This is a genomic window from Rathayibacter sp. VKM Ac-2857, assembly GCF_013205025.1.
Classification (GTDB): Bacteria; Actinomycetota; Actinomycetes; order Actinomycetales; family Microbacteriaceae; genus Rathayibacter.
Window position 1 is genome coordinate 402,365 of sequence record NZ_JABMLE010000003.1, and the last position, 25,182, is coordinate 427,546.

A 25,182-nucleotide genomic window follows, 5' to 3' on the forward strand; every position below is an offset into this window, starting at 1 on the left:
ACCCGGAGGACCGATGAGCGACGACGCCGTGGAGGCACCGGCCCTCGCCTCCGAGATCGGCCTGCTCGTCCGCGCCCTGCGCACCGCGCGCGGACTCTCGATGCGCGCGCTCGCGGCCGAGGCCGGGGTCTCGCAGCCGTTCCTCTCGAAGCTCGAGAACGGCCGCCTGCTGCCGAGTCTCTCCACCCTCTACGCGCTGGCCGCGGCGTTCGACGTGCCGCCGGCCGAGCTGGTGCCGGTGATCGCCTCCTCCGACGACACGACACCGGAGGCGCACCTGCGCGCGAGCGACGCGCCGCACGCCCCGCGTGCTCGGCTGGTGGCGGGCGGCCCGGGCCGGCGGACGGAGGCGTACCTCTTCACCGCGCAGCCGGGGCAGTCCGACGACGTCGACTTCGTGCACCGGGGCGAGGAGTTCGTCTTCGTCACCGAGGGCACCGCCGTGCTGACCTACGCCGACGGAGCGTCTCACGCAGTGTCGGCCGGCGAGTCGATCACGATCGAGACGACGCGCCCGCACCGCTGGTCGGTGCCGGCGGACGCCGAGAGCCCGGCGCGCTACCTGCTCGTGACCACTCCTCCGGGTTCCGCTGCGGACTGAGGGCTGAGGGGCCATCGCCGCGATCGCCTGGCCCGTCGCCGGCGGGGGAGTCGGCGGACGGTGCTTTCCAGTGAGGCGGTCGACGCGGCATCCGGCGACTCGGGCCGACGGAGCGAGTAGCCTGTGACGCATGATAGAAGGTGTCGGGGCGCAGCTTCGGAAGGGCGTTGCTGAGTTCTGCATCCTCGGGCTCCTGGACACCGTGCCGATGTACGGGTGGGAGCTGTCGACACGGCTGCAGGAGGTGGGGGTCATCGGGAGCATCGGGACGCTGTATCCGCTTCTGGGGCGGTTGCGGGACCGGGGGTCCATCGCCGCGGTCGTCGTGCCGAGCGATCAAGGCCCCGCGCGGAAGTACTACTCACTGACTGACGTGGGAAAGATCGAACTCGGCCGTTTCAGAGCGGAGTGGCCGTCGTTCGTCAGTCAGGTGAACCAGACGATCGGAAGGGGAACCCCATGACTGCATCCACCTCGCGCGTGGCCGATCGCTACCTCGAAGAGTTGAAGGTCGCGCTCTCGGGTGTGCGCGCCGACCTCCGCGAGGAGATCTACGGGGGGATCGCGGAGGAGCTCGAAGGCCTCGATGACGACGCTGCGCGAGAGCGCATCGCCGAGCTCGGGACCCCTGCGCGCATCGCTTCGGCGGCCGGCGGGTCGTCCAGCAGCAGTGGACTCGTCTTCGATCGCCCGTGGTTCGCTGTTGCGAGCTCGTTGTTGTACGCGTTCGGCTGGCTGCTGATCCCCGGCGCGGGGTGGCTGATCGGAGTCGTAGCACTGCTGCTCTGCTCGTCGTGGACTCTCGCGGAGAAGAAGGTCGCTGTCCTCGCACCGCTGGCCGCTGCTGCAGTCGTCGGCGGTGGCACCGGGCTCTTCTACTGGTTCACTCTCACTCCGAGCTCCAGCATGACGACCTGGACGGCCCTGGTCGCAGCGACGTTCGTCGGCGGGGTGGTGAGTCTGATCCTGGGAACACGACTGTGCGCCCGCTACGTGAGATCACGACGGGCGCACGATGCCATGGTGCAGGCTCGCTGAGCCGCGGTCATCAGTTCCAGCTGACTGTCGCGACCCCTCCCGAGACCGTCAGGCGCAGCTGCTTCGCATCCGGGTGGTGAGGGAGAGGACGCGGTGGCGCCGCATCATGCTGGTCGAGTAGCCGCTTGCGGCGGCGTATCGAGACCCGCCGTCATCAGCGGGGCGGGTCTGCAGACTGATGTGCTGACGGTGGTGGATCTCGATACGCCCGCTGCGCGGGCTACTCGATCAGCAGGGGGACATCACGGCCTCCGCGGCGGAGGCGATGCTCGGACGCGGCGGCACGCGTCCGGGCGGGTCACTGCCGACCCGTCCCAGACCGCGTGATAGCAGGCCGCCCGCCGTCGACAAGGCCTGGGTCCTCGCGATGCTGGAGACCTCGCACAGCGACCGGGGCCTGGTCGTCCTGGCCGAGGCCGAGCTCGACCGGACTCCGCCCGCCTGAGCAGCGGCCCAAAGAGACGGCTCCCGCCCGGGGGTCGAGCCTCCTCCGAGCCGGGAGCACCCTGGCGCCCTGGCGGGCGCGGCACCGCGGGTCGGTACCGCGCCCGGAGGTCGGCGAGGCGGGGAGCTACTTGCCGGTCACGGCGTCCTTGACGGCTCCGACGGCCTTCTCGACGATGTTCGGCTTCGGCGTGGTGCCGTAGAAGCGCTCGTCCGGCTGGGTGGGCGGGGGCATCGGCACGCCGTCGTCGGGGCTCGCCGTGCGGTAGCTGAACTCGCCCTTGCCGTCGGGCGTGGGTCCGGAGGCCCAGCTGCCCTCGGCGGCGGCGGCGCCGTCCGAGAAGTTGATGTACTCGTACGACACCGAGCGCTCCTCCTTCGACAGCGGGAAGTTCGAGGGCACCGGCAGGTCCTCCACGCCCTCGGCGCGCAGCTCGGCGGCCGCGGCGATCCACTGGTTCTGGTGCATGGTGTCGCGCGCCAGGAGGAACGAGAGCAGGTCCCGCACGCCGTGGTCGTCGGTCATGTGGTACAGCCGCGCCACCTGCAGGCGGCCCTGCATCTCGGCGTTCGCGTTCGCGGTGAAGTCGGCGAGGAGGTTGCCGCTCGCCGTGATGTACGAGCCCTGCCACGGGTTGCCGTTGCTGTCGACCGGGCGCACGCCCGCGCCGGCGACGATCGCAGCCTGGACGTCGGTGCCGCCGATGACCGCGCCGAGGACCGGGTCCTTGCGGATGGCGTCCTCGGACTGCTCGACGGGGGCCTTCTCGAGCAGCTGGGCGATCATGACCGCGATCATCTCGACGTGGCCGAACTCCTCCGCGCCGATGCCGAAGAGCAGGTCGCGGTACTTGCCCGGCTCATGGGCGTTCCAGGCCTGGAAGCCGTACTGCATGGCGACGGTGATCTCGCCGTACTGGCCGCCGAGCACCTCCTGGAACCGGCGGGCGAAGACGGCGTCGGGCTTGGAGGGAGTGGACTTGAACTGGAGTTCTTGACGGTGGAAGAACATGCGGGTCGTACCTTTCCAGGAGCAGTCGGTGCGAGCCTCGTCCGACGCCCGCTCTTCGACGCTAGGCAGTGCCCTCCGGCCGCCAGAAGGGGATTGACCGCCCGGGCTGCCGTCGTTCCACCGCCGCGGAGGAGGGTCCGGCCATGCTGGGGCCATGAGCAGACGCATCGGCATCCTCGGGTACGGCCGGATGGGAGCGCCCGTCGCGCGGCGCCTGCGGGAACACGGCTTCGACGTGACGGTGTCGGACGTCGACGAGGAGGCGCTGCAGCGGGCGCGGGCCGATCGGCTGCCGACGGCGCCGGACGGTGCCGCGCTGGCCGCCCGCTCGGACACGCTGATCACCGTGCTGCCGGGGCCGATCGAGTGCCGGGAGGCCCTGCTCGGCGCGGGCGGCGCGCTCGGCGGGCTGGCTCCGGGCGGCGTCTGGCTCGACTTCACCAGCAACGACCCGCGGAGCGTCGCGACGCTGGTGGCGGAGGCTGAGCGGCGGGGGATCGGCGCGGTCGCGGCTCCGCTGCGGGGCGGGCCGGCGGACGCCGCGGCGGGGACGCTCGGCTTCTATCTCGGCGGGGACACCGCCGCGGTGCACGAGGTGACGGACGTGCTCGTAGCGCTGGGGCACGACGCTGCGACGCCCGTCGCGCAGTCGGAACCCGCGCTCGCGCACGTCGCGAAACTGGTCGCCAACACCCTCTGGTTCGGCCAGGTGATCGCCGTCACCGAGGTGCTCCTGCTGGGCCGAGCGCTGGGCTGGGAGCCGTCCGCTCTGCGTGGCGCGCTGCTGGAGAGTCCCGGCGCGAGCGCCTTCCTCGAGCGGCACGGGCCGGCGCTCCTCGCCGGCGACCGCATGCCCGACTTCCCGCTCGGCCGCGTGGTCGAGGAGCTGGAGACGGTGCTGCGCCTCGCGGAGGAGGCGGGGACGCCGCACGAGACGATCGCGCTCGTCACCCGCCTGCACCGGGAGGCCCTCGCCTCCTTCGGCGACGTGGACGGCGAGCTCCTCGCCGCCGCGCTGCTCGAGGAGCGGGCGGGCCGCCCCCTCGCGGCCGACGCGGCGCCCGGTCGGGGCGGACCCGCGGAGACCGGCTGACGCGGTCGTGGTACCACCCGGGCCTTCCGATCACCGGGTCGAGGACGTGCCCCCCCCCCCCCCGCACCGCGGGTCGTCCCCCCGAAAAGCACTGCCGCGCTCCTCACCCTCCCTGGCTGAGGCCGGTGATCAGGTTGATGGCGACGGCGACGACGAAGGTGCCGAAGAAGTAGGACAGCAGAGCGTGGGCCAGGGCGATGCGCCGTGAGGGGGTGGAGGACTGGGTGATGTTGCTCGCGCTGTACGCCATGCCGATCGAGAAGGCTGTGTAGGCGAAGTCGCTGTAGGACGGGTCCTCGTCCTGGTCGAAGTCGAAGCGGTGGCGGTCGTCGAGGTAGTACATGCGCGCGTATTTGAAGGCGTAGACGGTGTTGATGAGCGCCCAGGCCGCGACGACCCCGACGACCGCGAGGATCGCGGCCGCGGATCCGACGGGGTCCTTCTGCTGGCTGCGGAGGAGCGCGACGACCACGAGGACGAGGCTGAGGAAGGTGGCGGCGATGATGAGCGAGTCGACCAGCTTCCGGGACCGGTCCTCGTGGCGGGCGAGGTCGCGGTTGCGCTCGGGGCCGGCCGGCCACGCCGTCGACCAGGCCCAGACGAGGAACACCGCCGCGGCGATCGCCCAGCCGAGCAGGGGCGACAGATCGGGGACACCGAGGAGCGCGGCGAGCGCCGCGACGACTGCGCCGACGAGTGCGGCGACACCGGCCTTGACGGACAGGTGGGACATGACGGTTCCTTTCCGAACGGAGGTTCGTCGTCCGGTCGCGCAGCGCGGTGATGCCCCGCGCGGAGCTCACCCGGTCCGGACTCACCCGGTCCGGACTCAGCCGGCCCGGGCTCGCGAGAGGGGGACGTAGAGGCCGGCGCGCTCGGCGCGGACGGCCGCGAGCGTGCGCGACGTGGCGTCCAGCTTGACCAGGATGTGCTCGAGGTGAGCGGCGACCGTGCGGGGAGCGACTCTCAGCGCCCGGGCGATCTCGAGATTGGAGCACCCCTCGATCACGTGGCCCAGCACCTCGAGCTCCCGAGGTGTCAGGCCCCGCAGGCGTGTCGCGGGGGAGAGCACGACGACTCCGCGGGTCACTGCGGCCAGTTCTCTCTCGCAGGCCAGCACCGTCACCCGCACATAGCCGTCCGGCGACTTCCGGCGTCCGCGGGGCCAGAGGAACGAGGCGTAGTTCCGCCCCTCGGCGAGGGCGTCCCTCGCGGCGTCGATCAGAGCCGAATCGGCGGTGAGCAGCTCGTCCGCGGAGAGACCCGGAAGCGAGGCGACGCCGTGGTCAGCGAGGAGGACCACGCCTGCTCCGGCTCCGCCGACGACCGAGGCCGACGCGGCGAGCGAGCGGACGGGGTCGATGCCCGAGGTGAGCGTCGGCACGAGTCGAGCGAGGCGTCGGCGGACCGCCGGCGACGGCGGTTCCGCGCTCCGGAACAGCACCGTCATGAAGCCCACGTGCCGGCCCCCGTCCTCGAACAGGGCGACGGACAGGGTCTCGTGGAATCCCGCGGGGAGCAGGCACTCCGCCCAGGTCTGCAGGTCCCTCGGCGAGTAGGGCACGTCCGACAGGCTGAGGGGAGGCCGTTCGCGATCGGCGCCGGTCCTCTCGATGTCGTGCGCCATCTGCGGGCCGCTGAGGTAGCGGACGCAGGACTCGTCGAGGTCGGTGCTCGCGACCGAGCGGTACCCCGTGCCGTTCGGCTCGGCCAGTGCCAGCCACGCGCCGTCGAAGGGGATGTGCTGGTGCAGCTCGTCCAGCATCGCCTGCGCCCGCTCGCGGACCGGGCCGGGGCGCGCGGCCGTCTCGGCGAGCTGGAGCGCAGCAGTGCGTGACACGGGACTCGACCACCTCAGGACCGGGGGCAGGGGAAGCGAAGGGATTGTCCGAAGACCGTTGCTACTGGGGTACCACCAGGAGCCCCTTCACGGGGACCCCCTCGACGGCAGACCGCATCGGCAGGTCTGCCGATGGCGCTCCCTCTCCGCAGGGCGTGACATGGGCGTGTCGCGCGGTCGACCGGGCCGCGGAACGTTCGAGAGCACGTCGCGCACGGGAGGAACGAGCATGAGAGCAGTCGTCTACGAGGGGCCGCGCACAGTCGCGGTGAGAGACGTCCCGGATGCGTGGATCGAGCGCTCCACCGACGTGCTGGTGCGCATCACGACCACGAACATCTGCGGGTCCGACCTGCACATGTACGAGGGGCGCACCAGCTTCGAGACCGGGCGGTGGTTCGGTCACGAGAACATGGGCGAGGTGATCGAGGTCGGCGACGGCGTCGACAAGGTCGCGGTGGGGGATCACGTCGTCCTGCCGTTCAACGTGGCGTGCGGGCACTGCAAGAACTGCGAGCGCGGGCTGACCAACTACTGCCTCACCGCTCAGCCCGTCCCCGAGTGGGCCGGTGCGGCCTACGGATTCGCCGACATGGGACCGTGGGCCGGCGGCCAGGCCGAGCTGCTGCGGGTGCCCTGGGGCGACTTCAACTGCCTCCGCCTGGGAGAGGACGCGGAGGAGAAGGCCGCCGACTACGTGATGCTCGCCGACATCTTCCCGACCGGCTATCACGCGACGGAGATGGCGGGGGTGAAGCCGGGGACCAGACCGTGATCTACGGTGCCGGCCCCGTCGGCCTGATGGCCGCGCTGTCCGCCACCGTCAAGGGTGCGAGCAAGGTCATGGTCGTGGATCGGCATCCGGATCGACTCCGACTGGCGGAGTCCCTCGGCGCGATCGCCATCGACGACTCGAAGGTCGATCCCGTGGAGGCCGTGCTCGAGCACACGATGGGGCTCGGCGCCGACAACGGCTGCGAGTGCGTCGGCTATCAGGCGCACGACCCCGGCGGCGACGAGCAGCCGAACCTCACGCTGAAGCGCCTGGTCCAGTCGGTGCGCTTCACCGGGCGGATCGGCACCGTCGGCGTCTTCGTGCCGCAGGACCCCGGTGGTTCCGACGAGCTCGCGAAGGAGGGGCGGATCGCCTTCGACATCGGCTTGCACTGGTTCAAGGGCCAGACCATGGGGACCGGGCAGGCGCCCGTCAAGAAGTACAACCGCCGGCTCCGCGACCTGATCGCCGCTGGAAAGGCGACGCCGTCGTTCCTCGTCAGTCACGAGCTGCCGCTCGAGCAGGCACCGGACGCCTACGAGCACTTCGACAACCGCGACGACGGGTGGACCAAAATCGTCCTCAAGCCGGGAAAGGCGGCGTGATCATGGCTGGAAGAGCGGCTGCGGCTGTCGGAGTCGGCATCGCAGGGGTCGCGGTGGGCCTCGTCGCCCGCTCCCTCGTGAAGAAGGAACGGGAGTCCGACGGGGACGGGGCGCACCCGGAAGGGTGGAAGGCGGTCACCGTCCTGGGCGAGGCCCGGGACTTCGAGAGCGGCGGGTATCCCGAGCCGCTGGCGCGTCTGGCGGAGTCGCTCGAGATCCGGATCGATCCGGCCCCCGGCGACAAGGGCTTCGAGGTGCACGCCCGGGTCCGCGAGGGCGCCGATGCCGGGGCGGACGACGATCTGGAGAAGGCGCTGCGTGAGGCTCTGCGCGACGCCAAGCAGATCTTCGAGACGGGCGAGGTCCTGCGGGCGACCCCGAGACCGCACGGAGAACGACCGCGCACGCTGCTCGGTGGCGCGGTCGACAAGGCAGAGGACGAGGCGAAAGGCGGAGGTGTGCTGTGAAGGCTCTGTGCTGGACCGGAGTGAACGAGCTCTCGGTCGAGACCGTCGAGGATCCCGGGATCCTCAATGCTCAGGACGCGATCGTCAAAGTGACCCTGAGCACGAGCTGCGGCTCGGATCTCCACCTCCTCGGCGGGTACGTCCCGACCATGCGAGCGGGCGACGTGCTCGGGCACGAGTTCATCGGCGAGATCGTCGAGGTCGGATCGGCCGTGAAGAAGCACCGGGTCGGCGACCGCGTCGTGGTCTGCTCGTTCATCAGCTGCGGGAGGTGCTGGTACTGCCGCAACGAGCTCTACTCCCTGTGCGACAACGGCAACCCCAACGCGGGGATCCCCGAGATGCTCTGGGGCCAGGCGCCCGGCGGCTGCTACGGCTACTCCCACGCGCTGGGCGGGTGGGCCGGCAGCCACGCCGAGTACATCCGCGTGCCGTACGCCGACCAGGGCGCCTTCGCCGTTCCCGAGGGGATCAGCGACGAGCGGGCGCTCTTCGCCTCCGACGCCGCTCCGACCGGATGGATGGGAGCGGACCTCGGCGGGGTCCGGCCCGGAGACACCGTCGCGGTCTGGGGCGCCGGCGGTGTCGGGCAGATGGCGGCGCGCGCGTCGCTGCTGCTCGGCGCCGAGCGCGTCATCGTGATCGACCGCTTCCAGGAGCGGCTGGCCCAGGTCGAGCAGGTCATCGGCGCGGAGACCATGAACTACGAGACCAGCGAGGTGACGGCCGAGCTCCGCGAGCTGACGGGCGGACGCGGCCCCGACGTGTGCATCGAGGCGGTCGGCATGGAGGCGCACCGCGACGGACCCGACTTCGCCTACGACCAGCTGAAGCAGCAGCTGCGGCTGCAGACGGACAGGCCCACCGCCGTCCGCGAGGCGATCTTCGCTGCGCGCAAGGGCGGAAGCCTCTTCGTGCTGGGCGTCTTCGGCGGTTTCGTCGACAAGTTCCCCCTGGGAGCGGTGATGAACAAGGGCCTCACGCTCCGATCCGCTCAGCAGCACGGGCACCGGTACATCCCGATGCTCCTCGAGAGGATGGCGCGGGACGAGATCGTCACCGAGCACCTCGCCACGCACGTGATGCCGCTCAAGGACGGCCCCGCCGGCTACGCCATGTTCAAGGAGAAGACCGACGGGTGCGTGCGGGCGGTCTTCCGGCCCTGACCGTCGAGGGAGCAGGCTGAGGGGCTGCCCGCCGAACGGAGACCGACCGACCTGATGCGCCGGGCTAGTCGAGACGCCGCGAGAAGTGGTGCGCGGTGATGTCCATCCGCTCGCGGAGGTAGAAGCGGTGGGCCGCGTGCCGCTGCACACCGGAGTCGAGCTCGATGCTCGTGCAGCCCAGCTCGCGGCCGCGCTCGGTCAGAGCCGCGAGGAGGGCAGCACCGTGGCCGCGCGAGCGTCCCCCCGCAGCGGTTGAGAGGTCGTCGACGAAGAGCTTCCTGATCGCGCTGGTGTTCACCACGACCCGCCAGCCGGCGACCGCCACGCAGTCGCCGTCCTCGAACAGAGCGGAGAAGCGCAGGCCCTGCGGAGCACCCTCCCGCTGCACCTGCTCGAGCAGCTCTTCGGTGAGGTGCGGGCGCAGCTCGCGGAGGACAGGGAGAGCGGCAGCCCACCGCGAATCGCCGGGTTCCAGATCGATGAGCACGGCGAGGAGCCTAGCTCGGGCCGCCCGGACGAATGCGGCAGCGCACCTCAGTCTTCGGTCCGTGGAGGACGGTCAGAGGACTCCGACAGGAGGACGCCGATGCACCACCGTGATCGGATGCGCGAGCACAGAGTCCTCTCCGAGGGACCCTCGGATGCTGTCGATCGAGACGACGACGGGATGGGGCTCCTCAGGCGCAGTGAAGCTGACCACCTCCTGGTGCCCCGTTCTCCGACCCTTTTGGAGGGCTTCAGCGCGCTCGACCGCGAAGAGGTAGGGCGCGTCGCCGAGCCATCTCCTGATGACCGCGCTCTGCGGGACCATCGCGGTCCCATCCTGGCCCCAGTCCTCGCGCACCATGTCAGCAGGCTCCGTCATGTGCTGAGCATGACATCCGCTTTCGACGGGCCAAGCCTGTCGGTACTGAGCGGGACGACGTCCCGTAGGGGGATCGTCTACCGGGTCGCGGGAGTGAGCGTGGGCGCGATCGCGATGCGTACACGACTCTCCGGTCCCGGAGTGACGAAGGCGAGAAGTCGCGCCAGGTGAGGTGCGACACGTCAGCGCGAGCGACGAGGGCGCTCAAAGTTTCTCCGGTGAAGTCGCGACGCGGTGTCACGAGAACGATCGGATCAGCGTCCTGAGCCAGCAGCCACCTGATCGCGCGAGTGTTCTGAGACTCGCGACTCTCACCGTCGCCCAATCGCGAGAGCGCGACCGGAAACGGGAATGCATCTGACGAGATCGGCCCCTCCATCTCTTGATCCGAATCCAGAGCGATGGTCCGACACGGGCAGCACTCAGCTTTCCGCCGGTGTTGAGCGCGTCCCGTAAGTGGATCGATCAGCGGGACGCTGAATCGGCATGTGCTGCCGTCTACGGCGTCGTGGTATGAGTGACGGGAGTCGCTCGTCTATTCCGCGAGTGCCCGCAGTGCGCGCAGGTGCACCGCTGCCCAGGAGCGGAACGGCTTCCACGTCTCGGAGATCTCGTCGATCGAGCGGTCGTCGCCGTAGCGCTTCGCGACTTCGTCGCTCAGCTTGCCCTCGTTGCGCGGAAGCACGTCGGGGAAGTTCGCGCCGCGGATCACGACGAGCTCGGCCGAGAACGGCCCCATCCCCAGGATGCTCTGCACCTGGACGAACGCCTCGGCCGGCTGGAGTGAGCGCAGGTGGGAGCCGGAGAGCTGTCCGTCGAGGGCGGCCTCGGCGATCGCGTGCAGGTACTCCGCCTTGCGGTCGGGCAGGTCGAGGGACGCCGCACGCAGGACGGCCGGAGACGGGAAGGCTCCGTCGTCGCCGAGCTGCTGCGCGAGACGTGTCCTGACCGCCGCCGCCTGCCGGATCTGCAGCCGGCGCGACAGGACCGTCCAGACGGCCGCTTCGTAGGGCGAGAAGAAGCCGCACGGCCGGAACCCGGGGAGCCGAGCCTGCGCGTCCGCGATGACCTGGTCGCGCGCCGCAACGTCGGGCCAGCCTCGCCCATCGATGTCGATGGACAGCAGCCGACGGACCTGCTCGGTCGCGGCGTCCAGATCGCCCGGGCCCTCGACCTCGATGCGGGCGGACGAGCCGTCCTGGGTGACTACGACGTCCACCCGCTGCCAGTCGGCATCGCAGAGGAGGGCGGTGCGGATGCCCGTGGCCTGCGGCTGCGACGCGAGCCGGTTGGGAGTGAAGCCCTCCCAGAACCGCTGGGTGGTGGCGAGCGACCAGGGCCCGACGATCTCGTGCACGGTCTCGAGTCGAGTCACGGTCGGGCCTCGTCGCTCCGAGCGACGGCAGGGCCGTCGGTTTCGGAGGGGATGGACGAGCCGTCGGACGGTCCGTCGGCGGGTGCCGCATCGGTCGACCGTTCTCCGAAGAGGAAGGCCTCGCCGTCGGAGTAGTGGCTGTTCACGCTCATGTGCTCGGTGAATCGCTCGTCCCCGAACGCCGCTGTCAGATCGTCGGCCGAGCGCCACTGCACGTACTCGATGATCCGATCGCTCCGGAGATCGCGGAGGAAGCTCGTCGAGACGAAGCCGTCGAGGTTCCTGATGTGGTCCCGCGTCTCGCTCTCGTTGTACTCGGCCATCCACGCCTGCTTGCCCCTGACGGGCGCCAGTCGGATGATCTCGTGGGCCGGCGTCGACTCACTGCGCACAGGATCGACGGGGGTCGGGTCGTCCGGGCTCGCCGTCACCGAGAGGGTGAACCGGTAGATCCCCTCGTCCACGACCCACGTCGATCGCGTGCGGCTCAGCTCCGCGGCGAACTCCTCGGCGTCGCGGCGGCTGCGCCAGAAGAGCAGCCCCAGGAGGAGCTCGGTGCCGGGGGAGGGGGGCGGGCCGAGCACGCGGCCCTGCGCCAGCCGGATCGCTCCGCCGTACCCCGTCCTCGGACGCGCTAGTGCTTCCGGCGAGGTGACCGGGCCGAACCGTTCCGACCCGGCGTCGCTCGGGTGCGCTTCTGCGCTGACCACGACGACGAAGGGGGACGCGTCGACGTCGACGGTGGCGCTTCGTGGGGACACTGACAGGGGAGGACCTCCGGGCTTCGAGGACGCCGGAGGTTTTCAGCCCCGGATCGACGCCGCCGGTGAGACGGGTCGACCACTCCGATGAGAATCGGTCAGGCGATGAAGGTACACCACTTCCACGCAGTCATCATGGGAGCAGTCGATCGTCTGAGAAGGCGCCACGGTCGGACCGTGGTGCCGGCGTTCCGTAAGGGAATCCTTCAGCGGAACGATCAGGCGTTCGGTGCCGGTGCGAGTGTTGCGCTTCCGGAGACGACCATCCAGCGCCCGGCGATTCGTTGCCATTCGCGGACGTAGTGGAGCCGAGCCTCAATCCGTGTGCCGTGGTCGATCACAACGACGTCCACGACGGACCTGGTCTGGGCGCCGCCGGCAACGGCCAGCGTGCTGCGACTGATTTCAGCAATCGACTCGAACTTCGTCGTGCCCGACGAATGTGCTCCGAGATCTTCGTCCCGGCTGATGGTCGAGCCTTCGGGTGTCGTGAAGATCAGCTCGGGTGCGAGCAGTCGACCAAGCGCATCGACGTCACTTGCGCGCATCGCCTCCAGCAATCGATCCTCGGCAGCATCGACGCTTTCGTGGGGCATGGACGGGGACGACATGCGGGAAGAGTATCTCTGCTCGTTGCGCGGCCTGCGTCCGTATGGGGATCCCTCACGGACGGTCATCGGGACGTCGGCGAGTTCTCCTAGCTGCCGGTGCGGGCCGGCGCCATGCCTGAGGGAGGGCATGACCAGGGCGATGCCGATCTCTGCATGCAGGGCGGCGTGCGATCGGGTCGAACACCGCCCTGTCGGCATCAGGACATGCGGTCGATCTTCGGAGCGTCGGGTGCGACTGATGGGTTCTGGCTCCAGAGGTGTCGCGTTGCGACGCAGCACTTGGGGTCGCCGCCGATAGCGTCCCCGATGGTGCTGGCGCGGAGCGAGACCGGTCGCTCCTCATCGTCAGCCCGCGCTGCTTCATCACCCCGATGAGGCCCTAGCCGCTCCGCCTGTCTCCTCCACGGTCCTTTCGGACGTTCGACTCTGGCCGGGTGACGGGAGCGCTCGATGATCTACTGTTGCTCGCCGATGGTCTGCGCGACATCACCTCTGATAGCGCGCGGGCGCATATCAGCAGTTCGAGTCAGTTTCTTTCCCCCGAAATGGTGACTGGACGGGGAGAGAGAATGCGGTGGGGTGGCGCGCCTGCCAGCCTGATGACTGGGCTGGAGACGCCGATGGGGAAGCTGCACTACGACGGAACGGTCGAGATCGACTTCGAGGATCGCATTCTCGCTCATCTGCAGATCGTGATCACCGCGAAGCTGCGGCGCAACGAGTCGTTCCTGCTGAGCTGGCGCGATGATCACAGCATGGGCGATGGCCGCAGCGCGATCTGGCTCCATCCTTCCCACGCGCTGCGCTACAAGTACTTCGGCGGACGCATGCCCCGCATCAATCCCACCTGGATCGGCGAGCTGACCACTCTCGCGAACTCCGCAGGCGGTCTCTACATCGTCCCGGAGCCGGACGAGTCCGTCCGTAGCGCTGGCGGGGAGGCGCTCCTGTGAAGCGCGTCGACATCCTCTACGACGGCACCGTCTTCACGGTGAGCAACCGCACTGTGGAGGAGTTCCAGGCTGAGGTGGACGCTGCGCTCGCGGCTCCCGCACCGCAATGGCTGACAGTCAATTACGGCGAGGGCCGCGCGAACACCGCGCTCATCCTGATCACACCGTTCACGGCGCTGACGATCATCACCAACGATTTCGATGACCAGAACCTGGACCGCCCCGCCGTCGAGTAGGACCGACCCTGACATGCGACAATCAGGGGAATGCCATGACCGGAGCTCAACGCCGATCGACGAGTCTCACTCCGCTCTTGAGCGCCCTCGGGCCGTCACTCACTCGGCAGCTCAGCCGAGGGGGTCCTGCTGAGCCGCTTCCAGGTCCGCGGTGTCGGCGTAGTCCAGGAAGTCGAGGGGCGGGATGTCGGTCATCTCGTCGTTCCAGGAGGGCCGCGCGGGCTGCATGCGGCGCGTCTCCTGCTCGATGTGCGCGATCGCCTCCGCGTCGTCGGGTTCCTCGACCTCGCTGCTGTCGATCGGCACGGACCACAGCTGGCTCGCCGGACCGATCAGCAGATGCGCGTAGGCGCGGCCACCACCCTCGGTGAGGACCGGGACGGAGATGACGTCCGATTTCCCGACGTCGGCGAGGGCTCTGGCGTAGCGCAGGACCGCCTTGCAGGTGAGATCCCCGACGAGCAGATTTCCGCTTGAGTAGTGCAGCTTCCTCATGCCACCAGATTTCCTCGACCGTCACGAGGTCCTCAAGAGGGTTGCGAAGTGCGCTCGTCTCGGGCAGACCACGACGGGGCGATCACTGCTTCACGACCTGCTTCTGGCCGACGCCACGATGCTGTCGCCACGGGTGAGTCGCGCGGCGTCGGCGATCACGGCGCCTGGGTCGCCGCTGCTGCGCCAGATCTCCCGCTGCCGCTGGGCCCCGGTACCTCGGTGGAGGATCCGCTCGACGGCCGAGGACGCCGTATCGCTGTCGCCGGCCTCCTCGAGGGCGTCCCGGACGTGATGGAGCAGGCGGGCCAGCATCATGCGTGCGGGGACGGGGCAGCCGCTGACCGGGTCGATCAGGTCTCCGGTCATGCCGAAACGGCTCGCGAGCCAGGACGACGCGGCGAGGACCGGGGTGGGGATCGGCAGCGGCGGAACTCCTGCGCGGGCGTCGCGGGCGGCGGTCTCGACGAGCGCTCGAACGAGGACGGCGACGAGCGCCGCGTCCTGCGCGTGGAGCGGGACGTCGGAGATCCGCACCTCGACGGTCGGGTGGGTGCGGGAGAGCCGCGCGTCGAAGTAGAGCATCCCCTCGTCCAGGAGGGCGCCGGAGGAGGTGAGCGCGGTGACGACGCGCCGGTAGTGCGCCACGTCCTGCCAGAGGTCCGCGGGTCCGGCGGTGGGCCAGCGTCCCCAGGACTGGTAGCGCCAGCTCTGGTAGCCGGTGTCGGCTCCGCGGTCGAGCGGGGAGTTCGCGCTGAGCGCCAGGAGCGCCGGCAGCCAGCCGCGGATGCGATTGAGGACGGCGATGCCCTCCTCGGGGGAGTCGATGCCGACGTGCACGTGGAGCCCGCAGGTGAACTGCTGCCGGGCGGTGAGGCCGAAGTGCTCCGCGATGCGGCCGTAGCGCTCGTCCTCGGAGAGGTGCGGGGTGAAGGCGGCCGGACTGGTCGCCAGCGCGACGGCGCGGCCTCCGGCGGACCGTGCCGCGTCGTCGGCGGCGCAGCGTCCCTCGAGCACGCCGGCGAGGAGATCGGCGTGCGAGCGCTGCGGCCGGCCGACCGCCTCGATCTGCTCGGCCTTCAGCTCCGCCGTGAGCGTTCCGCTCCACGAGACGCGCGCGGCGCGCAGCAGTGCGGGAGCGATCGGTGCGGGAAGGAACGTCGTGGAGTCGACGAGGAGGTACTCCTCCTCGACGCCGAAGGTCCGGGCGCGGGTGGTCACGGTGTCTCCTCGGCGGCGGGTCGGTCGGCGAGCTCGACCCAGAGGTGGGCGAGGACGCCGACGGCGAGCAGGAGCTCGTCGAGGTCGGCGCTCTCGTCGCTGTCGTGCCAGTTGTCCTCGGGCAGGCCGGTGCCGAAGAAGAGGACGGGTGCCTCGAATCGGCGGGCGAGCAGCTCTGCGGGGCCGCCGCCCGCGTTCCCCATCCGCTTCACCTCCGTCACGCCGTAGCCGCGGCGCATGGCCCGCTCGAGGGCGTCGCTGCACCAGGTCCACGGCGTGCGGTACCCCTCCTGGGCGGTGCTGTCCGAGACGCTCACCTCGACGTCCAGTCCCGAAGCGAGGGCGTCGCGGACGAAGGCGCGCAGCTGCTCGCCCGCCTCGTGCACCGACTGCCCCGGCACCGTGCGGATGCTGATGTCCGCGGTCGCGCCGGACGGGATGACGGCCCGCGGCATGCCGGTCGGGTCGCCGGCGAGCAGGCCGACGACCTCGAGAGCGGGCCGCTCCCAGAGCCGTTCGAGGACGGAGTAGCCCGGCTCGCCGCCGACGACCCGGGTGTGCGACCGGCGCAGCCAGTCCGCCTCGGAGTAGGTCAGGGCGGCGAGCTCGGCCCGCCGCTGCTCGGTGATCTCCGGGATCGTGTCGGAGAACCCGGGCAGGGCGATGCGCCCCTCGGCGTCGTGGAGCCGCGCGAGGACGTCGGCCAGGGCGAGTGCGGCGTTCGGTGCCGCGCCGGAGACGGCGCCGCTGTGCACGTCGTGCAGCGTTCCCCGCACCTCGACGTGCACCGGCAGCATGCCGCGGACACTCGTGCACATCGCCGGCTCCCCGGCCCGCCACTGCAGAGTGTCGGAGAAGACGACCACATCGGGCCGCACGTCCGTGTAGTGCTCGGTCAGAAGGGCGCTCAGGCCCGGTGAGCCGAGCTCCTCCTCGCCCTCGAAGAGCAGCACCAGGGTCACCGCGGGCGCCTCGAGGCCCGTCGCGGCCAGCAGTGCCGCCACCGACCGCACGTGCGCGAGCGCCTGCCCCTTCGCATCCGACGCGCCGCGGCCGTAGAGGCGGCCGTCGCGCAGGACCGGCTGGAACGGGGAGGTGACGCTCCACTGCTCGGCCTTCGCCGCCCGCACGTCGTGATGGCTGTAGACGAGGACGGTCGGCGCCTCGGGATCCGCGGCAGCCCACCGCGCCCGCACCGCGAACGACTCCCCGGTCGGCAGGATCTCCGCCTCCGGGAAGCCCACCTCTCGGCACGCGCGCACCAGCCACTGGGCCGACCGCCGCAGATCGCCCGCGTGCTCGGGCATGCCCGCGACCGACGGGATCGACACCCACTCCGTCAGCAGCGCCCGGTAGTCGGCGCGCTCATCGCGAAGGACCTGGGCGAGGGCGTCGGGATCGAGGGCGGTTCTGCTCATGCGTCATGACACCGCGCGTCGGGCGAGCGCCGCAGGAGGGTTGACGGACGTCGGACCGATGGCGGAGCGCAGTGGCGCGTGTCAGGCGGTCGCCCCACCGCGAGGTCCTCAGCCGGCACTTCGCGGAGACGCCGTCAGGGGCGGTAGAGGGACCACTCCGTCTCGGGGAGTTCGCGCAACTCGTCGACCACCCAGACGTGCCAGCCCGACGTCGTGCGCTGCTCGAGCTGACCATGCACGACTTCATAGGTCCAGCCGTCTGGCGTGTTCAGATAGCGGACGAGGCGGACGTGCTGACCTTTGACCAACGATGCCGGGGTACTTCGAGACACATCTCGATTATCCGATCGGTGTCGGATTACGCCTGGTCGGTTGACACTCTCGCGACGCTCGGTCAGCCAGACCGCAGGGGATGCGGCGACGCGCTCTCAGATCGTCGGGTCGTCCCGAACCGTCAGAGGGGTGTCCATTCCCACCGGGAGCATGACCAGCCCGACGCTCTTCTCCGGCGCCGGATCCGCGATCATCACAGTGCCCACCAGTCGAAGACGAGCGAGCGCGGAGGAGTACTCGAGAACAGCTTCGGCCGTGTCGTCGTCGAGGACGACGGATCCTCCGGTCCAGAGAACAGTCTTCACGTCGGAGTCCCCAATGGTCGCGGAACAGTGGTGTTCCGACGCCAGGGACCGGGGCGCGGCGCTTCCACGGTACGTCCAGGCTGCCCCGACTCCAAGGTGAATCAGGAGGTCGATCGTCCGCGCCGGCCGTCCCGATCATCATTCGGTGGCCGATCGCGTTCGAGGTCACTGTCGGCCCGCTCTCGCGAGCGGCGAAGGCGGGAGGTCTGCGGCCCTCGACGAGCGCCTACACGCAGACAGCGGAACTCGGGTACTGGATCGACGCGGCGGCCGAGGGACGCGGCGCCGTGACTCGTGCCTGCGTTGCATTGCTGACAGAGGTCCCACGCCGAGGGATCCGTCGAGTTGAGATTCGGACGGCGGTGGAGAACGCGCGCAGCTCGCGCGTTGCTGAGCGGCTCGGGTTCACTTGTGAAGGCGTCCTCGCCTCTGCGTTGCCGCTAGGAGACGAACGACTGGACGTGGCGGTCTACGGGCGCACGTTCGCCAGCTGACATCAGATCTCTCGCCCTCCAGAGTGCAGCGGCATGAGAACGCCGTCACGCGCCGCCGTGTGCCGCCCTTGACGACGGGCCGCCCGAAGCGTCGTGCAGAGGACCTTGCGGGCTTGTGCAGAGGACCTCGAGAACTGACAGCACTGCGCGCCGCGCGGGTGCCGCTGTCCCGTAAGACCCGCCCGATGAGATGCCCGCTGAAGGGGCGGCTCTCGGGACACGCGCGAGGCCGCGTCGCACTCCGTCGATCCGCCCCGTCGCGTCAGCCGCCCAGCAGTGGGAGGACGCCCCCGAGGGGGAGTCAGCTCCGCGCGAGGGTGGCGGAGGCGACTCTGCCGCGCAGGGCGGCGACGAGGGCGCCGACGGACGCGTCGGGGGAGGTCCGGGTGATCGCGAGGACGGTGCGCTCGAGCGGAGGGTGCAGTCCGACGGCTTGGGTGCCGGGCGCGAGGGCGCTGCGCGGCACGGCGGCGACGCCGAAGCCCGCGGAGGCGAGGGCGGCGGCCTGCTGCACGGACCGGGTCCGCAGCCGATGCGACACGACGACGCCGGCACCGGCGAGCCGCTCGGTCAGCCACGCGCTGTAGCCGTTCGACGCGTCCACCCCGATCAGGCCGGCCTCGTCGCCGAGCTCGGCGATCGGGAGCCGGCGTCCGTGCGTGTCCCCGGCGGTGCGTCCGACGACGACGATCTCCTCGATTCCCAGCCGTTCGACGTGCAGGCCGTCGAGCGTCGCCGGCCCGGGGACGACGACGAGATCGAGCAGGCCGGTGCGCAGGTCCTCGATCGACGCGGAGGCGCTGGTCGTCTCGACCAGCTGCAGTGGCGTGCGACCGTCGGCGTTCCAGCGAGTGACCACGGGGACGAGGAAGGGCAGCGTGAAGCTCTCGGCGACGGCGAGCCGGATCGGCTGCGCCGCGTCGGCCGAGCGAGCGGCCGATACCGCGCGCTCGGCGGCGTCGACGGCGACCCGTGCGTGCTCGACGAACGCGCGTCCGTACCGGGTGAGTGTCGCGCCGGCGGCGCTCCGGTCCACGAGGGGCACGCCGACCTCGCGCTCGAGGGACGCCACCTGGTGCGACACCGCGGGCTGCGAGAGGTGGAGTGCTCGGGCCGTCGCACCGATGGAGCCGGCCCGCGCCAGCACCACGAGCACCTCGAGGGCTCGGAGACTGGGCATAGACGGATCCTATGCCTGCCCCCTGTGTTTCGAGTGGCGGTTATGGACTGCGCGCCTCCGCTCTCCGGTTGTCTCGAGGGAGGGAGCCACACCGGCTCCCGGTAGGGAGTCCGTCATGAATGAGAAGAAGAACCGCGTGCTCGTCGTCGGTGGGGGGTCGGGCATCGCCCGCGCTCTCGTGCGCGCGCTGCTCGACCACGGCGACGAGGTGATCGTCGGCGCCCGCCGTCCGGAGACCCTCGGCGCCGGTGCGAGGGAGGACGGCGATCGGCTCCGCTCGATCCGGATCGACCTCGCGGACGAGGCGAGCATCGCGGCAGCCGCCGATCTCGGACCGCTCGACTTCGTGGTGTCCTTCGCGGCGGCGCACGCCAACGGCCCGATTCGCGGGCTGGAGCGGGACGCCGTCGCGACGGCGTTCGACGCGAAGGTCATCGGGCCGATCCTGCTCGCCAAGCACCTCGCCTCCTCGATCCGACCGGGTGGCGGCTTCCTCTTCTTCTCCGGTGTCGCGGCCTGGAAGCCGTCGGCGGGGCTCGCGGTGATGGCGACGACCAACGGCGCCGTGTCCTTCCTCGTCGAAGCGCTCGCGGTCGAGCTCGCCCCGGTCCGCGCCGTCGCGATCTCGCCGGGGATCATCGACTCCGGCGCCTGGGACGCCCTGGGTGACGACGCGAAGTCGGCGATGTTCGCCGACACGGCGGCGGCCAACCCCGCTCGCAGGATCGGCTCGGTCGACGACATCGTCTCGGCGGTGCGCTTCGCGATGGACAACACCTTCGTCACCGGGACGACGCTGCACGTCGACGGCGGCGGGCGGCTCGCGTGAACCGCCGCGCACCCCTGTTCGCCGTGGGCCTGGCCGTCGTCCTCGCCACCGCCGGCTGCACGGCGACGGGCGGTCCGGCGGATCCGGCGGCGGCGGTCAGCCACGACGACGGGCTCGCGCAACCCGGCACCGTGCATCTGGGAGGCTCGAGCGTGGAGGCGAGCCGGCCCGTCGTCCTCCGCGCACAGCAGCTCTACGCCTTCTGGAACACGGGCGACGCGACCTGGCTGGAGCTCGCCGTCGACGACTCCTTCCTCGACCGCACTCTCCCCGAGGGGCGACCCCAGGGACCCGACGGCCCGCTCGCCGCCTCGGAGCAGTTCCGCGCAGCGGTGCCCGACCTCGCGTGCTCGCTCGACGACCTCTACGTCACGGGTGACACCTTCACCGCACGCCTGACCTTCACGGGCCACTTCACCGGCGTCTCCGGCGGAGTCCAAGGCGAGGGCCAGCCGATCGAGTTCGGCGCGATCGACATCCAGCACGTCGGCGCGAGCGGACGGATCGTCGAGGACTGGCACCTCGAGGACGACCTCACCTTCCAGCAGCAGGCGGGCCTCCTGCCGACGCCGCCCTCCTGACCGTCGGCCGGCTCGTCACCCCCGCTCCTCGACCGCCGACTCCGGCGCGGTCCCGTCCCACGCCGAGAGCAGCCGGAGCCTCTCCGCGCTGTCGCCGTGCTCGTCGGGGTAGTAGATCACCAGGACGAGCCCGTCGACCGGCAGCTTCTCGCGGTGCAGGTCGAGGGGTCCGACCCGGGGGTGGTCGATCGTCGCGGTGCCGCCGGTGAGGACGCGGACGTCGTGCCGGGCCCAGAGGGTGCGGAAGCGGGCGCTGGCCAGGGAGAGCTCGCCGACGAGCTCGACCGCGCGGGGGTCGCTCGCGTCATGGCCGAGGGTCTGCCGGGCCACGCCGACGAACGACTCGACCGCCTCCTCCCAGTCGCGGTGGAACCGGCGCTCCTCCGGGTCGAGCAGCAGCGACCGCAGGCGGTTGTGGCCGGGCCCGAGTCGCGGCGACAGAGACACAGCCGCCCTGTTCGAGGCGAGGACGTCGAAGTACCGGCCCTCGACGAACGCGGGGACGTCGAGAGCGGCGAGGAGGTGGTGCAGCCGGTCGGGGACTCGCTCGGCCGGCCGCGCGCGCCGCACGCGCGGCGTCGGGGTGGCGAGGTCGCGCAGCCAGGCGGTCTCGACGTCGTCCAGCTGCAGGACGCGGGCGAGGGCCTCGAGCACCTGCGCGGAGGGGTTGTCGTCGCGGCCTCGCTCGAGCCGCACGTAGTAGTCGGCGCTGATGCCGGCGAGGAGGGCGACCTCCTCCCGGCGCAGGCCCGGCACCCGCCGACGCGTCCCCGAGGGCAGGCCGACCCGCTCCGGAGCGACGAGGGCGCGCCGGGCCTGCAGGTACTCGCCGAGGGCGTTCGCCGGTGCGTCGGGATCCATGCGGCCGACGATACCCATCCGTCCGCGCCGGGACAGGGGCCCTGTCACTCCCCGGATCCGCGGGGACCTGGCTGCCTCCGACGGCGGCGCTCACCATCGAGTCGACCCCGTTCCCACCAGGAGGAGACCCATGGACATCACCGACCGCACCGTCCTCGTCATCGGCGGCACCTCGGGCATCGGCCTCGCCCTCGCCCGCCGCTTCGCCGCCGCCGGCAGCACCGTCATGGTCGGCGGACGCGACACCGGCCGGGTGCACGACCTCGAGACCGTCCGGATCGACGTCACCGACGCCGACTCCGTGACCCGGGCCAGGGACGAGGTCCTGCAGGCGCACCCCGACCTCGACGTGGTGATCACCATGTCGGGGGTGCTGCTGCAGGAGGACCTCCGCGACCCCGCCCACTTCGCCGCCGCGGAGACGACCATCGCCGTGAACCTGCTCGGCACGATCCGCGCCGTCGACGCGTTCACGCCGCACATCCTCGGCCGGGGCGGCGGCGACATCGTCACCGTCTCCTCGGGCATCGCCTTCCTCCCCTTCCCGTTGATGCCCTCCTACGGCGCGTCGAAGGCGGGCGTCCACGCGTACACGGAGGCGCTGCGGGCGCAGCTCGCCGGCACGGGCGTCCGCGTGACCGAGCTCGTCCCGCCGGCCGTCGCGACGGCGGGCCAGGAGCGGGTCAACCCGGCGGCCCTGCCCCTCGACGACTACCTCGACGAGGTCGTCGAGCTCCTCACGCGGGAGCCGGCCCCGGACGAGATCGTCGTCCGGGCCGCCCAGCGGCTGCGCTGGGCGGAGCGGGACGGCACCTACGCCGAGCTCCTCGCCGCGCGGTCCCAGGCGCTCGACGCCCTGCCGGGACGGTGAGCCGGCGCCGGGAGCCCGGGGGAACCGCGGGGGAGGCGCCTGCGGCGCGGCTGTTCTATCGTGATCGAGGAGGTCATCGTGGTCCACTCGGCAAGCAGGAAGATCGGTCGGTTCAGGCCCCGTCTGCTCGTGCTCTCCGTCGCGGTGATCGGCGGACTCGCCGGCCTGACGGGCTGCTCGACGGGGACGGCTCAGGAGACGCAGGCCTCGACGGCGCCCTCGCCGTCCGCCGCGCCGGAGACGTCCGCCCCGGCGAGTCCCACCGCGTCGGCGCCGTCGTCGGCACCGTCGTCCGCGCCGCCGGTGTCCTCTGCCGGCTGCACCCCGAACGACATCCCCGTGCCGGCGGGCGTCGCGACGGCGGAGATCGGCGACGTCGACGGCGACGGACGTGCGGACCAGGAGTTCTACGACGAGGCCGGCGGATTCTCCTACGGGATCCGCACCGCCTCGGGCGCGACCTTCCTGCAGCAGGACACGCTGGCGGGCCCGGCGATGCACCGCGGCTGGACGGTCGGAGTGAGCCCGACGCTCGCGGCGACCGTGCTCAGCGACGGCAGGACCGCCGCGCTCTTCGCCTTCACGGACTGCGCCTTCGTGACGCCGCTCGGCGTCGACGGTGAGCCGTACCGGTTCGCCCTCGCCGGGTTCGGCGACGCCGGCACGGGCGTCACCTGCGGCACGGCGGATGCCGACGGGTACCACTCGATCTCGGGCGTCCTCGCCGCGCGGGACGCGGACGGCCGCTACTCGATCACCTCGACGGCGGTGGAGCTCTCCCCCGACGGGCGCACCGCGACCAACGGCGCCGTCACGAGCAGCGGCGACTCCCTCGCGCAGGACGACCCCGCGGTGGTCGCGGCGATGACGGCGACCTGCGACGACGAGGCGACCGTCCACACCAGTGGCGAGTGAACGCGCTCGCCTCCGTCACCTGCCGAGGCTCAGCGCACGGTCGTCGCTGCGGTGTCGGCGTCGCCGCGGAATCGGCGTATGCCGGAAGCGGCCGTGTCCGTCAGCGGGCGCAGGACGGCCCGACTCTCGCGCTGGGCTGTGCGCCAGCGCGCGGCGCGAATCGCACAGGAAACGGCTAAAGGACCTAATCTGTGGCACGTATTAGTAGGTTTAGCGGATTTTTGGAGCATGATGAGATCGTTCGAGGACCTCGACGTCTTCATCGGATCGGTGCCCTTCGACATCGTCGCATCGCTACGGGTCGTCGACACGGGTCGGGGGAGTGAGGCGCTGTTCCGCGACAAGCTTCCCGCATTGCTCACGTCGCTGGCCGAGCGAGCCCGGGTAGCCAGCATCGAAGCCTCGTCCGCGATCGAAGGCGTCGTCGTGGCGGACAAGGCTCGAGCCGCCGCCATCCTCTCCGGAGACGTCCACGGTCTGCGGGACCGCAGCGAGCAGGAGCTAGCCGGATACCGCGAAGCGCTCGACTACCTGTACCAGGAGTCGTGGCGCCCACTGAACATCGGCCTGCTGCTGCACCTGCACCGCCTGCTGTTCCGCTACACGGACGTGCCAGGCGGTGGGTTCAAGGCCACCGCGAACCTCGTCGTCGATCGCCACCCGGACGGGAGCACCACGACACGCTTCACGCCCGTCGCACCGTCCGAGGCGCCGTACTACCTCGATGAGCTCATCGCCCGCTATAGCGGAGCGATCGCTGCTGGTCGGCACCACCCGGTCCTGCTGATCGGCTTGTTCGTCCTCGACGTGCTCACCATCCACCCCTTCCTCGACGGCAACGGCCGGATCAGCAGGGCCGTCACGAACGCCCTCCTGCAGGACGTCGGCTACGACGTCACCCGGTACGTCTCGTTCGAGGACCGCATCGCCCGAACCGCCGATGCCTACTACGCCGGACTTCTCGCCTCCACACACGATTGGCACTCCGGTCGGCACGACCCCTGGCCGTGGCTGCGCTACTTCGTCGCCGTCCTGAACGACTCCTACGAGCGGTTCGCCGCGGTCACTGCCGCGAACCGCTCCTCCGGGAACAAGCAGGACCGCGTCCGCGACTACGTCACGAATCACGCCGCCCCGACGTTCCGCATCGCCGACGTCCGCACCGCCCTACCCGGCGTCAGCGATCAGACCATCCGCCTCGCCCTCGACCAACTCCGCATTGCGGGCGTCGTCCGGTCCGACGGGGCCGGCCGCACCGCGACGTGGACCCGGATCGGCGGCAGCTCGACCTGATCCGGAGAGGACCGCACCGCCCTGCCCCGCCGCATCTGGTTCGATGGACGTGCGCGTGCCTCCGATCGGCGGCGCGCTGTCGCTCGAGGAAAGGTCGTCGGATCCCGTGGTCTCCCAGGTTGTGCTCGTGGACGATCTCACCGGTGCGCCCATCGCCGCCGGTCGCGGCGGGACGGTGTCCTTCTCGGTCGGGGACGACGCGTACGAGATCGACCTGTCGGCGGCGAACATCGGGCACCTGCACCGCGCGCTCGCGCCGTTCGTGGACGCCGCCCGGCCGCTCTCCGAGGCGCCGGCCCGCTCCCGCGTGACGCCGATCGCCGCGAGCGCCGGGCGGAAGAGCCCCGAGATGCTCGCCGCGATCCGGCACTGGGCGCGGCGGCACGGCTACGAGGTCCCGCGCTCCGGCCGGGTGCCCTCGGACGTGCAGGCCGCGTACGACGCGGCGCACTGACGCGCGGCGCGCTCCTTCCTGCGGGTGGCCTCGAGCGGCATGGGATGCGGAGCCCATGCGGCGGGCCCCTTCATGCTGATCGAGTAGCCCGCG

At 71.0% G+C, this 25,182-nt stretch carries 33 protein-coding genes; 17 read left to right on the plus strand and 16 right to left on the minus strand.

Translation table 11 applies throughout. The features are described 5' to 3' along the window. Positions 1-13: 13 nt before the first annotated feature. The 3 genes from HQQ86_RS15375 (at position 14) to HQQ86_RS15385 (ending at position 1,639) form a co-directional block, all read left to right on the plus strand. A complete protein-coding gene (locus HQQ86_RS15375; protein WP_173289122.1) occupies positions 14-601 on the plus strand; it encodes a helix-turn-helix domain-containing protein in 588 nt (195 codons plus the stop codon). 130 nt (positions 602-731) lie between these two features. Next, positions 732-1,064 (plus strand): PadR family transcriptional regulator, encoded by a 333-nt coding sequence (locus HQQ86_RS15380; protein WP_173289123.1) that lies wholly within the window; start codon positions 732-734, stop codon positions 1,062-1,064. Further along, positions 1,061-1,639, plus strand: a complete 579-nt coding sequence (locus HQQ86_RS15385; protein WP_173289124.1) for a hypothetical protein — start codon at positions 1,061-1,063, stop codon at positions 1,637-1,639. The genes HQQ86_RS15380 and HQQ86_RS15385 overlap by 4 nt, the downstream gene beginning before the upstream one ends. A 571-nt stretch (positions 1,640-2,210) precedes the next feature. Here the strand turns inward: HQQ86_RS15385 and HQQ86_RS15390 are convergent. Then, positions 2,211-3,095, minus strand: coding sequence for a manganese catalase family protein (locus tag HQQ86_RS15390; RefSeq protein WP_173289125.1), 885 nt, complete (start codon positions 3,093-3,095; stop codon positions 2,211-2,213). A 154-nt stretch (positions 3,096-3,249) separates the two neighbouring features. Between HQQ86_RS15390 and HQQ86_RS15395 the strand changes: the two genes are divergently transcribed. Then, positions 3,250-4,188: an NAD(P)-dependent oxidoreductase gene (locus tag HQQ86_RS15395; RefSeq protein WP_173289126.1), complete on the plus strand. Its 939-nt coding sequence runs from the start codon at positions 3,250-3,252 to the stop codon at positions 4,186-4,188. Positions 4,189-4,291: 103 nt separating this feature from the next. Here HQQ86_RS15395 and HQQ86_RS15400 read toward each other — a convergent pair whose 3' ends face one another. Beyond that, complete coding sequence (locus HQQ86_RS15400) at positions 4,292-4,921, minus strand: DUF1345 domain-containing protein (protein WP_173289127.1); 630 nt, start codon at positions 4,919-4,921, stop codon at positions 4,292-4,294. 96 nt (positions 4,922-5,017) lie between these two features. Continuing rightward, a complete protein-coding gene (locus tag HQQ86_RS22125) occupies positions 5,018-6,028 on the minus strand; it encodes a LuxR C-terminal-related transcriptional regulator (protein WP_173289128.1) in 1,011 nt (336 codons plus the stop codon). A 229-nt stretch (positions 6,029-6,257) separates the two neighbouring features. Here HQQ86_RS22125 and HQQ86_RS21380 point away from each other — a divergent pair, with 229 nt between their 5' ends. The 4 genes from HQQ86_RS21380 to HQQ86_RS15420 are packed head-to-tail and all read left to right on the plus strand — an operon-like array spanning position 6,258 to position 9,041. Further along, on the plus strand, positions 6,258-6,803 hold the full coding sequence (locus HQQ86_RS21380) for an alcohol dehydrogenase catalytic domain-containing protein (protein WP_254072136.1): 546 nt from the start codon (positions 6,258-6,260) through the stop codon (positions 6,801-6,803). Continuing rightward, complete coding sequence (locus HQQ86_RS21385; protein WP_367948680.1) at positions 6,800-7,408, plus strand: zinc-binding dehydrogenase; 609 nt, start codon at positions 6,800-6,802, stop codon at positions 7,406-7,408. The genes HQQ86_RS21380 and HQQ86_RS21385 overlap by 4 nt, the downstream gene beginning before the upstream one ends. A 2-nt stretch (positions 7,409-7,410) precedes the next feature. Further along, entirely contained in the window at positions 7,411-7,875 is a 465-nt protein-coding gene (locus HQQ86_RS15415; RefSeq protein ID WP_173289129.1) for a hypothetical protein, read from the plus strand. Then, positions 7,872-9,041 (plus strand): zinc-dependent alcohol dehydrogenase, encoded by a 1,170-nt coding sequence (locus HQQ86_RS15420; RefSeq protein ID WP_173289130.1) that lies wholly within the window; start codon positions 7,872-7,874, stop codon positions 9,039-9,041. Before HQQ86_RS15415 ends, HQQ86_RS15420 begins: the two co-directional genes overlap by 4 nt. A 64-nt stretch (positions 9,042-9,105) precedes the next feature. On the opposite strand, the gene HQQ86_RS15425 is transcribed toward HQQ86_RS15420, so the two are convergent. The 5 genes from HQQ86_RS15425 to HQQ86_RS15445 form a co-directional block, all read right to left on the minus strand. Continuing rightward, entirely contained in the window at positions 9,106-9,528 is a 423-nt protein-coding gene (locus HQQ86_RS15425; RefSeq protein WP_173289131.1) for a GNAT family N-acetyltransferase, read from the minus strand. Between the two features lie 72 nt (positions 9,529-9,600). Then, entirely contained in the window at positions 9,601-9,888 is a 288-nt protein-coding gene (locus HQQ86_RS15430; protein ID WP_173289132.1) for a hypothetical protein, read from the minus strand. A 553-nt stretch (positions 9,889-10,441) separates the two neighbouring features. Beyond that, the gene (locus tag HQQ86_RS15435) at positions 10,442-11,281 is read right to left on the minus strand and encodes a DNA-3-methyladenine glycosylase (RefSeq protein WP_173289133.1); all 840 of its coding nucleotides are present in this window, start codon (positions 11,279-11,281) and stop codon (positions 10,442-10,444) included. Beyond that, the gene (locus tag HQQ86_RS15440) at positions 11,278-12,042 is read right to left on the minus strand and encodes a hypothetical protein (protein WP_173289134.1); all 765 of its coding nucleotides are present in this window, start codon (positions 12,040-12,042) and stop codon (positions 11,278-11,280) included. Before HQQ86_RS15440 ends, HQQ86_RS15435 begins: the two co-directional genes overlap by 4 nt. 218 nt (positions 12,043-12,260) lie before the next feature. Next, positions 12,261-12,653 (minus strand): nuclear transport factor 2 family protein, encoded by a 393-nt coding sequence (locus HQQ86_RS15445; RefSeq protein WP_173289135.1) that lies wholly within the window; start codon positions 12,651-12,653, stop codon positions 12,261-12,263. Positions 12,654-13,087: 434 nt separating this feature from the next. On the opposite strand from HQQ86_RS15445, the gene HQQ86_RS22130 reads away from it, so the two are divergent. Both HQQ86_RS22130 and HQQ86_RS15455 read left to right on the plus strand, forming a co-directional pair. Further along, positions 13,088-13,606, plus strand: a complete 519-nt coding sequence (locus tag HQQ86_RS22130) for a hypothetical protein (RefSeq protein WP_367948681.1) — start codon at positions 13,088-13,090, stop codon at positions 13,604-13,606. After that, a complete protein-coding gene (locus HQQ86_RS15455) occupies positions 13,603-13,842 on the plus strand; it encodes a hypothetical protein (RefSeq protein WP_173289136.1) in 240 nt (79 codons plus the stop codon). The genes HQQ86_RS22130 and HQQ86_RS15455 overlap by 4 nt, the downstream gene beginning before the upstream one ends. A 111-nt stretch (positions 13,843-13,953) precedes the next feature. Here HQQ86_RS15455 and HQQ86_RS15460 read toward each other — a convergent pair whose 3' ends face one another. From HQQ86_RS15460 to HQQ86_RS15480, 5 genes are all read right to left on the minus strand, one after another. Next, complete coding sequence (locus tag HQQ86_RS15460; RefSeq protein ID WP_173289137.1) at positions 13,954-14,337, minus strand: hypothetical protein; 384 nt, start codon at positions 14,335-14,337, stop codon at positions 13,954-13,956. 90 nt (positions 14,338-14,427) lie between these two features. Continuing rightward, positions 14,428-15,555 carry a glutamate--cysteine ligase gene (locus tag HQQ86_RS15465; RefSeq protein ID WP_173289138.1) on the minus strand — a complete coding sequence of 376 codons (1,128 nt, stop codon included), beginning with the start codon at positions 15,553-15,555 and terminating at the stop codon, positions 14,428-14,430. Continuing rightward, positions 15,552-16,973, minus strand: a complete 1,422-nt coding sequence (locus tag HQQ86_RS15470; RefSeq protein WP_173289139.1) for a M20/M25/M40 family metallo-hydrolase — start codon at positions 16,971-16,973, stop codon at positions 15,552-15,554. The genes HQQ86_RS15465 and HQQ86_RS15470 overlap by 4 nt, the downstream gene beginning before the upstream one ends. 134 nt (positions 16,974-17,107) lie before the next feature. Next, positions 17,108-17,281 (minus strand): hypothetical protein, encoded by a 174-nt coding sequence (locus HQQ86_RS15475; protein ID WP_173289140.1) that lies wholly within the window; start codon positions 17,279-17,281, stop codon positions 17,108-17,110. Positions 17,282-17,401: 120 nt separating this feature from the next. Then, positions 17,402-17,611, minus strand: coding sequence for a hypothetical protein (locus HQQ86_RS15480; RefSeq protein ID WP_173289141.1), 210 nt, complete (start codon positions 17,609-17,611; stop codon positions 17,402-17,404). Positions 17,612-17,817: 206 nt separating this feature from the next. Here HQQ86_RS15480 and HQQ86_RS22135 point away from each other — a divergent pair, with 206 nt between their 5' ends. Continuing rightward, a complete protein-coding gene (locus tag HQQ86_RS22135; protein ID WP_367948702.1) occupies positions 17,818-18,105 on the plus strand; it encodes a GNAT family N-acetyltransferase in 288 nt (95 codons plus the stop codon). A gap of 301 nt (positions 18,106-18,406) precedes the next feature. Here the strand turns inward: HQQ86_RS22135 and HQQ86_RS15490 are convergent, their stop codons facing one another. Continuing rightward, positions 18,407-19,285: a LysR family transcriptional regulator gene (locus tag HQQ86_RS15490; RefSeq protein ID WP_173289142.1), complete on the minus strand. Its 879-nt coding sequence runs from the start codon at positions 19,283-19,285 to the stop codon at positions 18,407-18,409. 115 nt (positions 19,286-19,400) lie between these two features. Between HQQ86_RS15490 and HQQ86_RS15495 the strand changes: the two genes are divergently transcribed. Then, entirely contained in the window at positions 19,401-20,114 is a 714-nt protein-coding gene (locus HQQ86_RS15495; RefSeq protein ID WP_173289143.1) for an SDR family oxidoreductase, read from the plus strand. Continuing rightward, entirely contained in the window at positions 20,111-20,695 is a 585-nt protein-coding gene (locus HQQ86_RS21390) for an ester cyclase (protein ID WP_173289144.1), read from the plus strand. The genes HQQ86_RS15495 and HQQ86_RS21390 overlap by 4 nt, the downstream gene beginning before the upstream one ends. 15 nt (positions 20,696-20,710) lie before the next feature. Here HQQ86_RS21390 and HQQ86_RS15505 read toward each other — a convergent pair whose 3' ends face one another. Next, positions 20,711-21,556, minus strand: a complete 846-nt coding sequence (locus HQQ86_RS15505) for a helix-turn-helix domain-containing protein (protein WP_173289145.1) — start codon at positions 21,554-21,556, stop codon at positions 20,711-20,713. Between the two features lie 130 nt (positions 21,557-21,686). Here HQQ86_RS15505 and HQQ86_RS15510 point away from each other — a divergent pair, with 130 nt between their 5' ends. Further along, a complete protein-coding gene (locus tag HQQ86_RS15510) occupies positions 21,687-22,427 on the plus strand; it encodes an SDR family oxidoreductase (RefSeq protein ID WP_173289146.1) in 741 nt (246 codons plus the stop codon). 191 nt (positions 22,428-22,618) lie between these two features. On the opposite strand, the gene HQQ86_RS21820 is transcribed toward HQQ86_RS15510, so the two are convergent. After that, positions 22,619-22,750, minus strand: coding sequence for a hypothetical protein (locus HQQ86_RS21820; RefSeq protein WP_301952332.1), 132 nt, complete (start codon positions 22,748-22,750; stop codon positions 22,619-22,621). 16 nt (positions 22,751-22,766) lie between these two features. Here HQQ86_RS21820 and HQQ86_RS15515 point away from each other — a divergent pair, with 16 nt between their 5' ends. From HQQ86_RS15515 to HQQ86_RS15525, 3 genes are all read left to right on the plus strand, one after another. Next, positions 22,767-23,342 carry a hypothetical protein gene (locus HQQ86_RS15515; RefSeq protein ID WP_173289147.1) on the plus strand — a complete coding sequence of 192 codons (576 nt, stop codon included), beginning with the start codon at positions 22,767-22,769 and terminating at the stop codon, positions 23,340-23,342. Positions 23,343-23,393: 51 nt separating this feature from the next. Further along, positions 23,394-24,635, plus strand: a complete 1,242-nt coding sequence (locus HQQ86_RS15520) for a Fic family protein (RefSeq protein WP_367948682.1) — start codon at positions 23,394-23,396, stop codon at positions 24,633-24,635. A gap of 127 nt (positions 24,636-24,762) precedes the next feature. Continuing rightward, positions 24,763-25,089 carry an Lsr2 family protein gene (locus HQQ86_RS15525; RefSeq protein WP_173289148.1) on the plus strand — a complete coding sequence of 109 codons (327 nt, stop codon included), beginning with the start codon at positions 24,763-24,765 and terminating at the stop codon, positions 25,087-25,089. Positions 25,090-25,182: the final 93 nt, after the last annotated feature.

Bases quoted from the DNA above. Each gene is read 5' to 3' on its own strand.
- HQQ86_RS15375 (WP_173289122.1), top strand. From the start codon at position 14: ATGAGCGACGACGCCGTGGAGGCACCGGCCCTCGCCTCCGAGATCGGC.
- HQQ86_RS15380 (WP_173289123.1), top strand. From the start codon at position 732: ATGATAGAAGGTGTCGGGGCGCAGCTTCGGAAGGGCGTTGCTGAGTTC.
- HQQ86_RS15385 (WP_173289124.1), top strand. From the start codon at position 1,061: ATGACTGCATCCACCTCGCGCGTGGCCGATCGCTACCTCGAAGAGTTG.
- HQQ86_RS15390 (WP_173289125.1), bottom strand. From the start codon at position 3,095: ATGTTCTTCCACCGTCAAGAACTCCAGTTCAAGTCCACTCCCTCCAAG.
- HQQ86_RS15395 (WP_173289126.1), top strand. From the start codon at position 3,250: ATGAGCAGACGCATCGGCATCCTCGGGTACGGCCGGATGGGAGCGCCC.
- HQQ86_RS15400 (WP_173289127.1), bottom strand. From the start codon at position 4,921: ATGTCCCACCTGTCCGTCAAGGCCGGTGTCGCCGCACTCGTCGGCGCA.
- HQQ86_RS21380 (WP_254072136.1), top strand. From the start codon at position 6,258: ATGAGAGCAGTCGTCTACGAGGGGCCGCGCACAGTCGCGGTGAGAGAC.
- HQQ86_RS15415 (WP_173289129.1), top strand. From the start codon at position 7,411: ATGGCTGGAAGAGCGGCTGCGGCTGTCGGAGTCGGCATCGCAGGGGTC.
- HQQ86_RS15430 (WP_173289132.1), bottom strand. From the start codon at position 9,888: ATGGTGCGCGAGGACTGGGGCCAGGATGGGACCGCGATGGTCCCGCAG.
- HQQ86_RS15445 (WP_173289135.1), bottom strand. From the start codon at position 12,653: ATGTCGTCCCCGTCCATGCCCCACGAAAGCGTCGATGCTGCCGAGGAT.
- HQQ86_RS15460 (WP_173289137.1), bottom strand. From the start codon at position 14,337: ATGAGGAAGCTGCACTACTCAAGCGGAAATCTGCTCGTCGGGGATCTC.
- HQQ86_RS15470 (WP_173289139.1), bottom strand. From the start codon at position 16,973: ATGAGCAGAACCGCCCTCGATCCCGACGCCCTCGCCCAGGTCCTTCGC.
- HQQ86_RS15490 (WP_173289142.1), bottom strand. From the start codon at position 19,285: ATGCCCAGTCTCCGAGCCCTCGAGGTGCTCGTGGTGCTGGCGCGGGCC.
- HQQ86_RS15495 (WP_173289143.1), top strand. From the start codon at position 19,401: ATGAATGAGAAGAAGAACCGCGTGCTCGTCGTCGGTGGGGGGTCGGGC.
- HQQ86_RS15505 (WP_173289145.1), bottom strand. From the start codon at position 21,556: ATGGATCCCGACGCACCGGCGAACGCCCTCGGCGAGTACCTGCAGGCC.
- HQQ86_RS15510 (WP_173289146.1), top strand. From the start codon at position 21,687: ATGGACATCACCGACCGCACCGTCCTCGTCATCGGCGGCACCTCGGGC.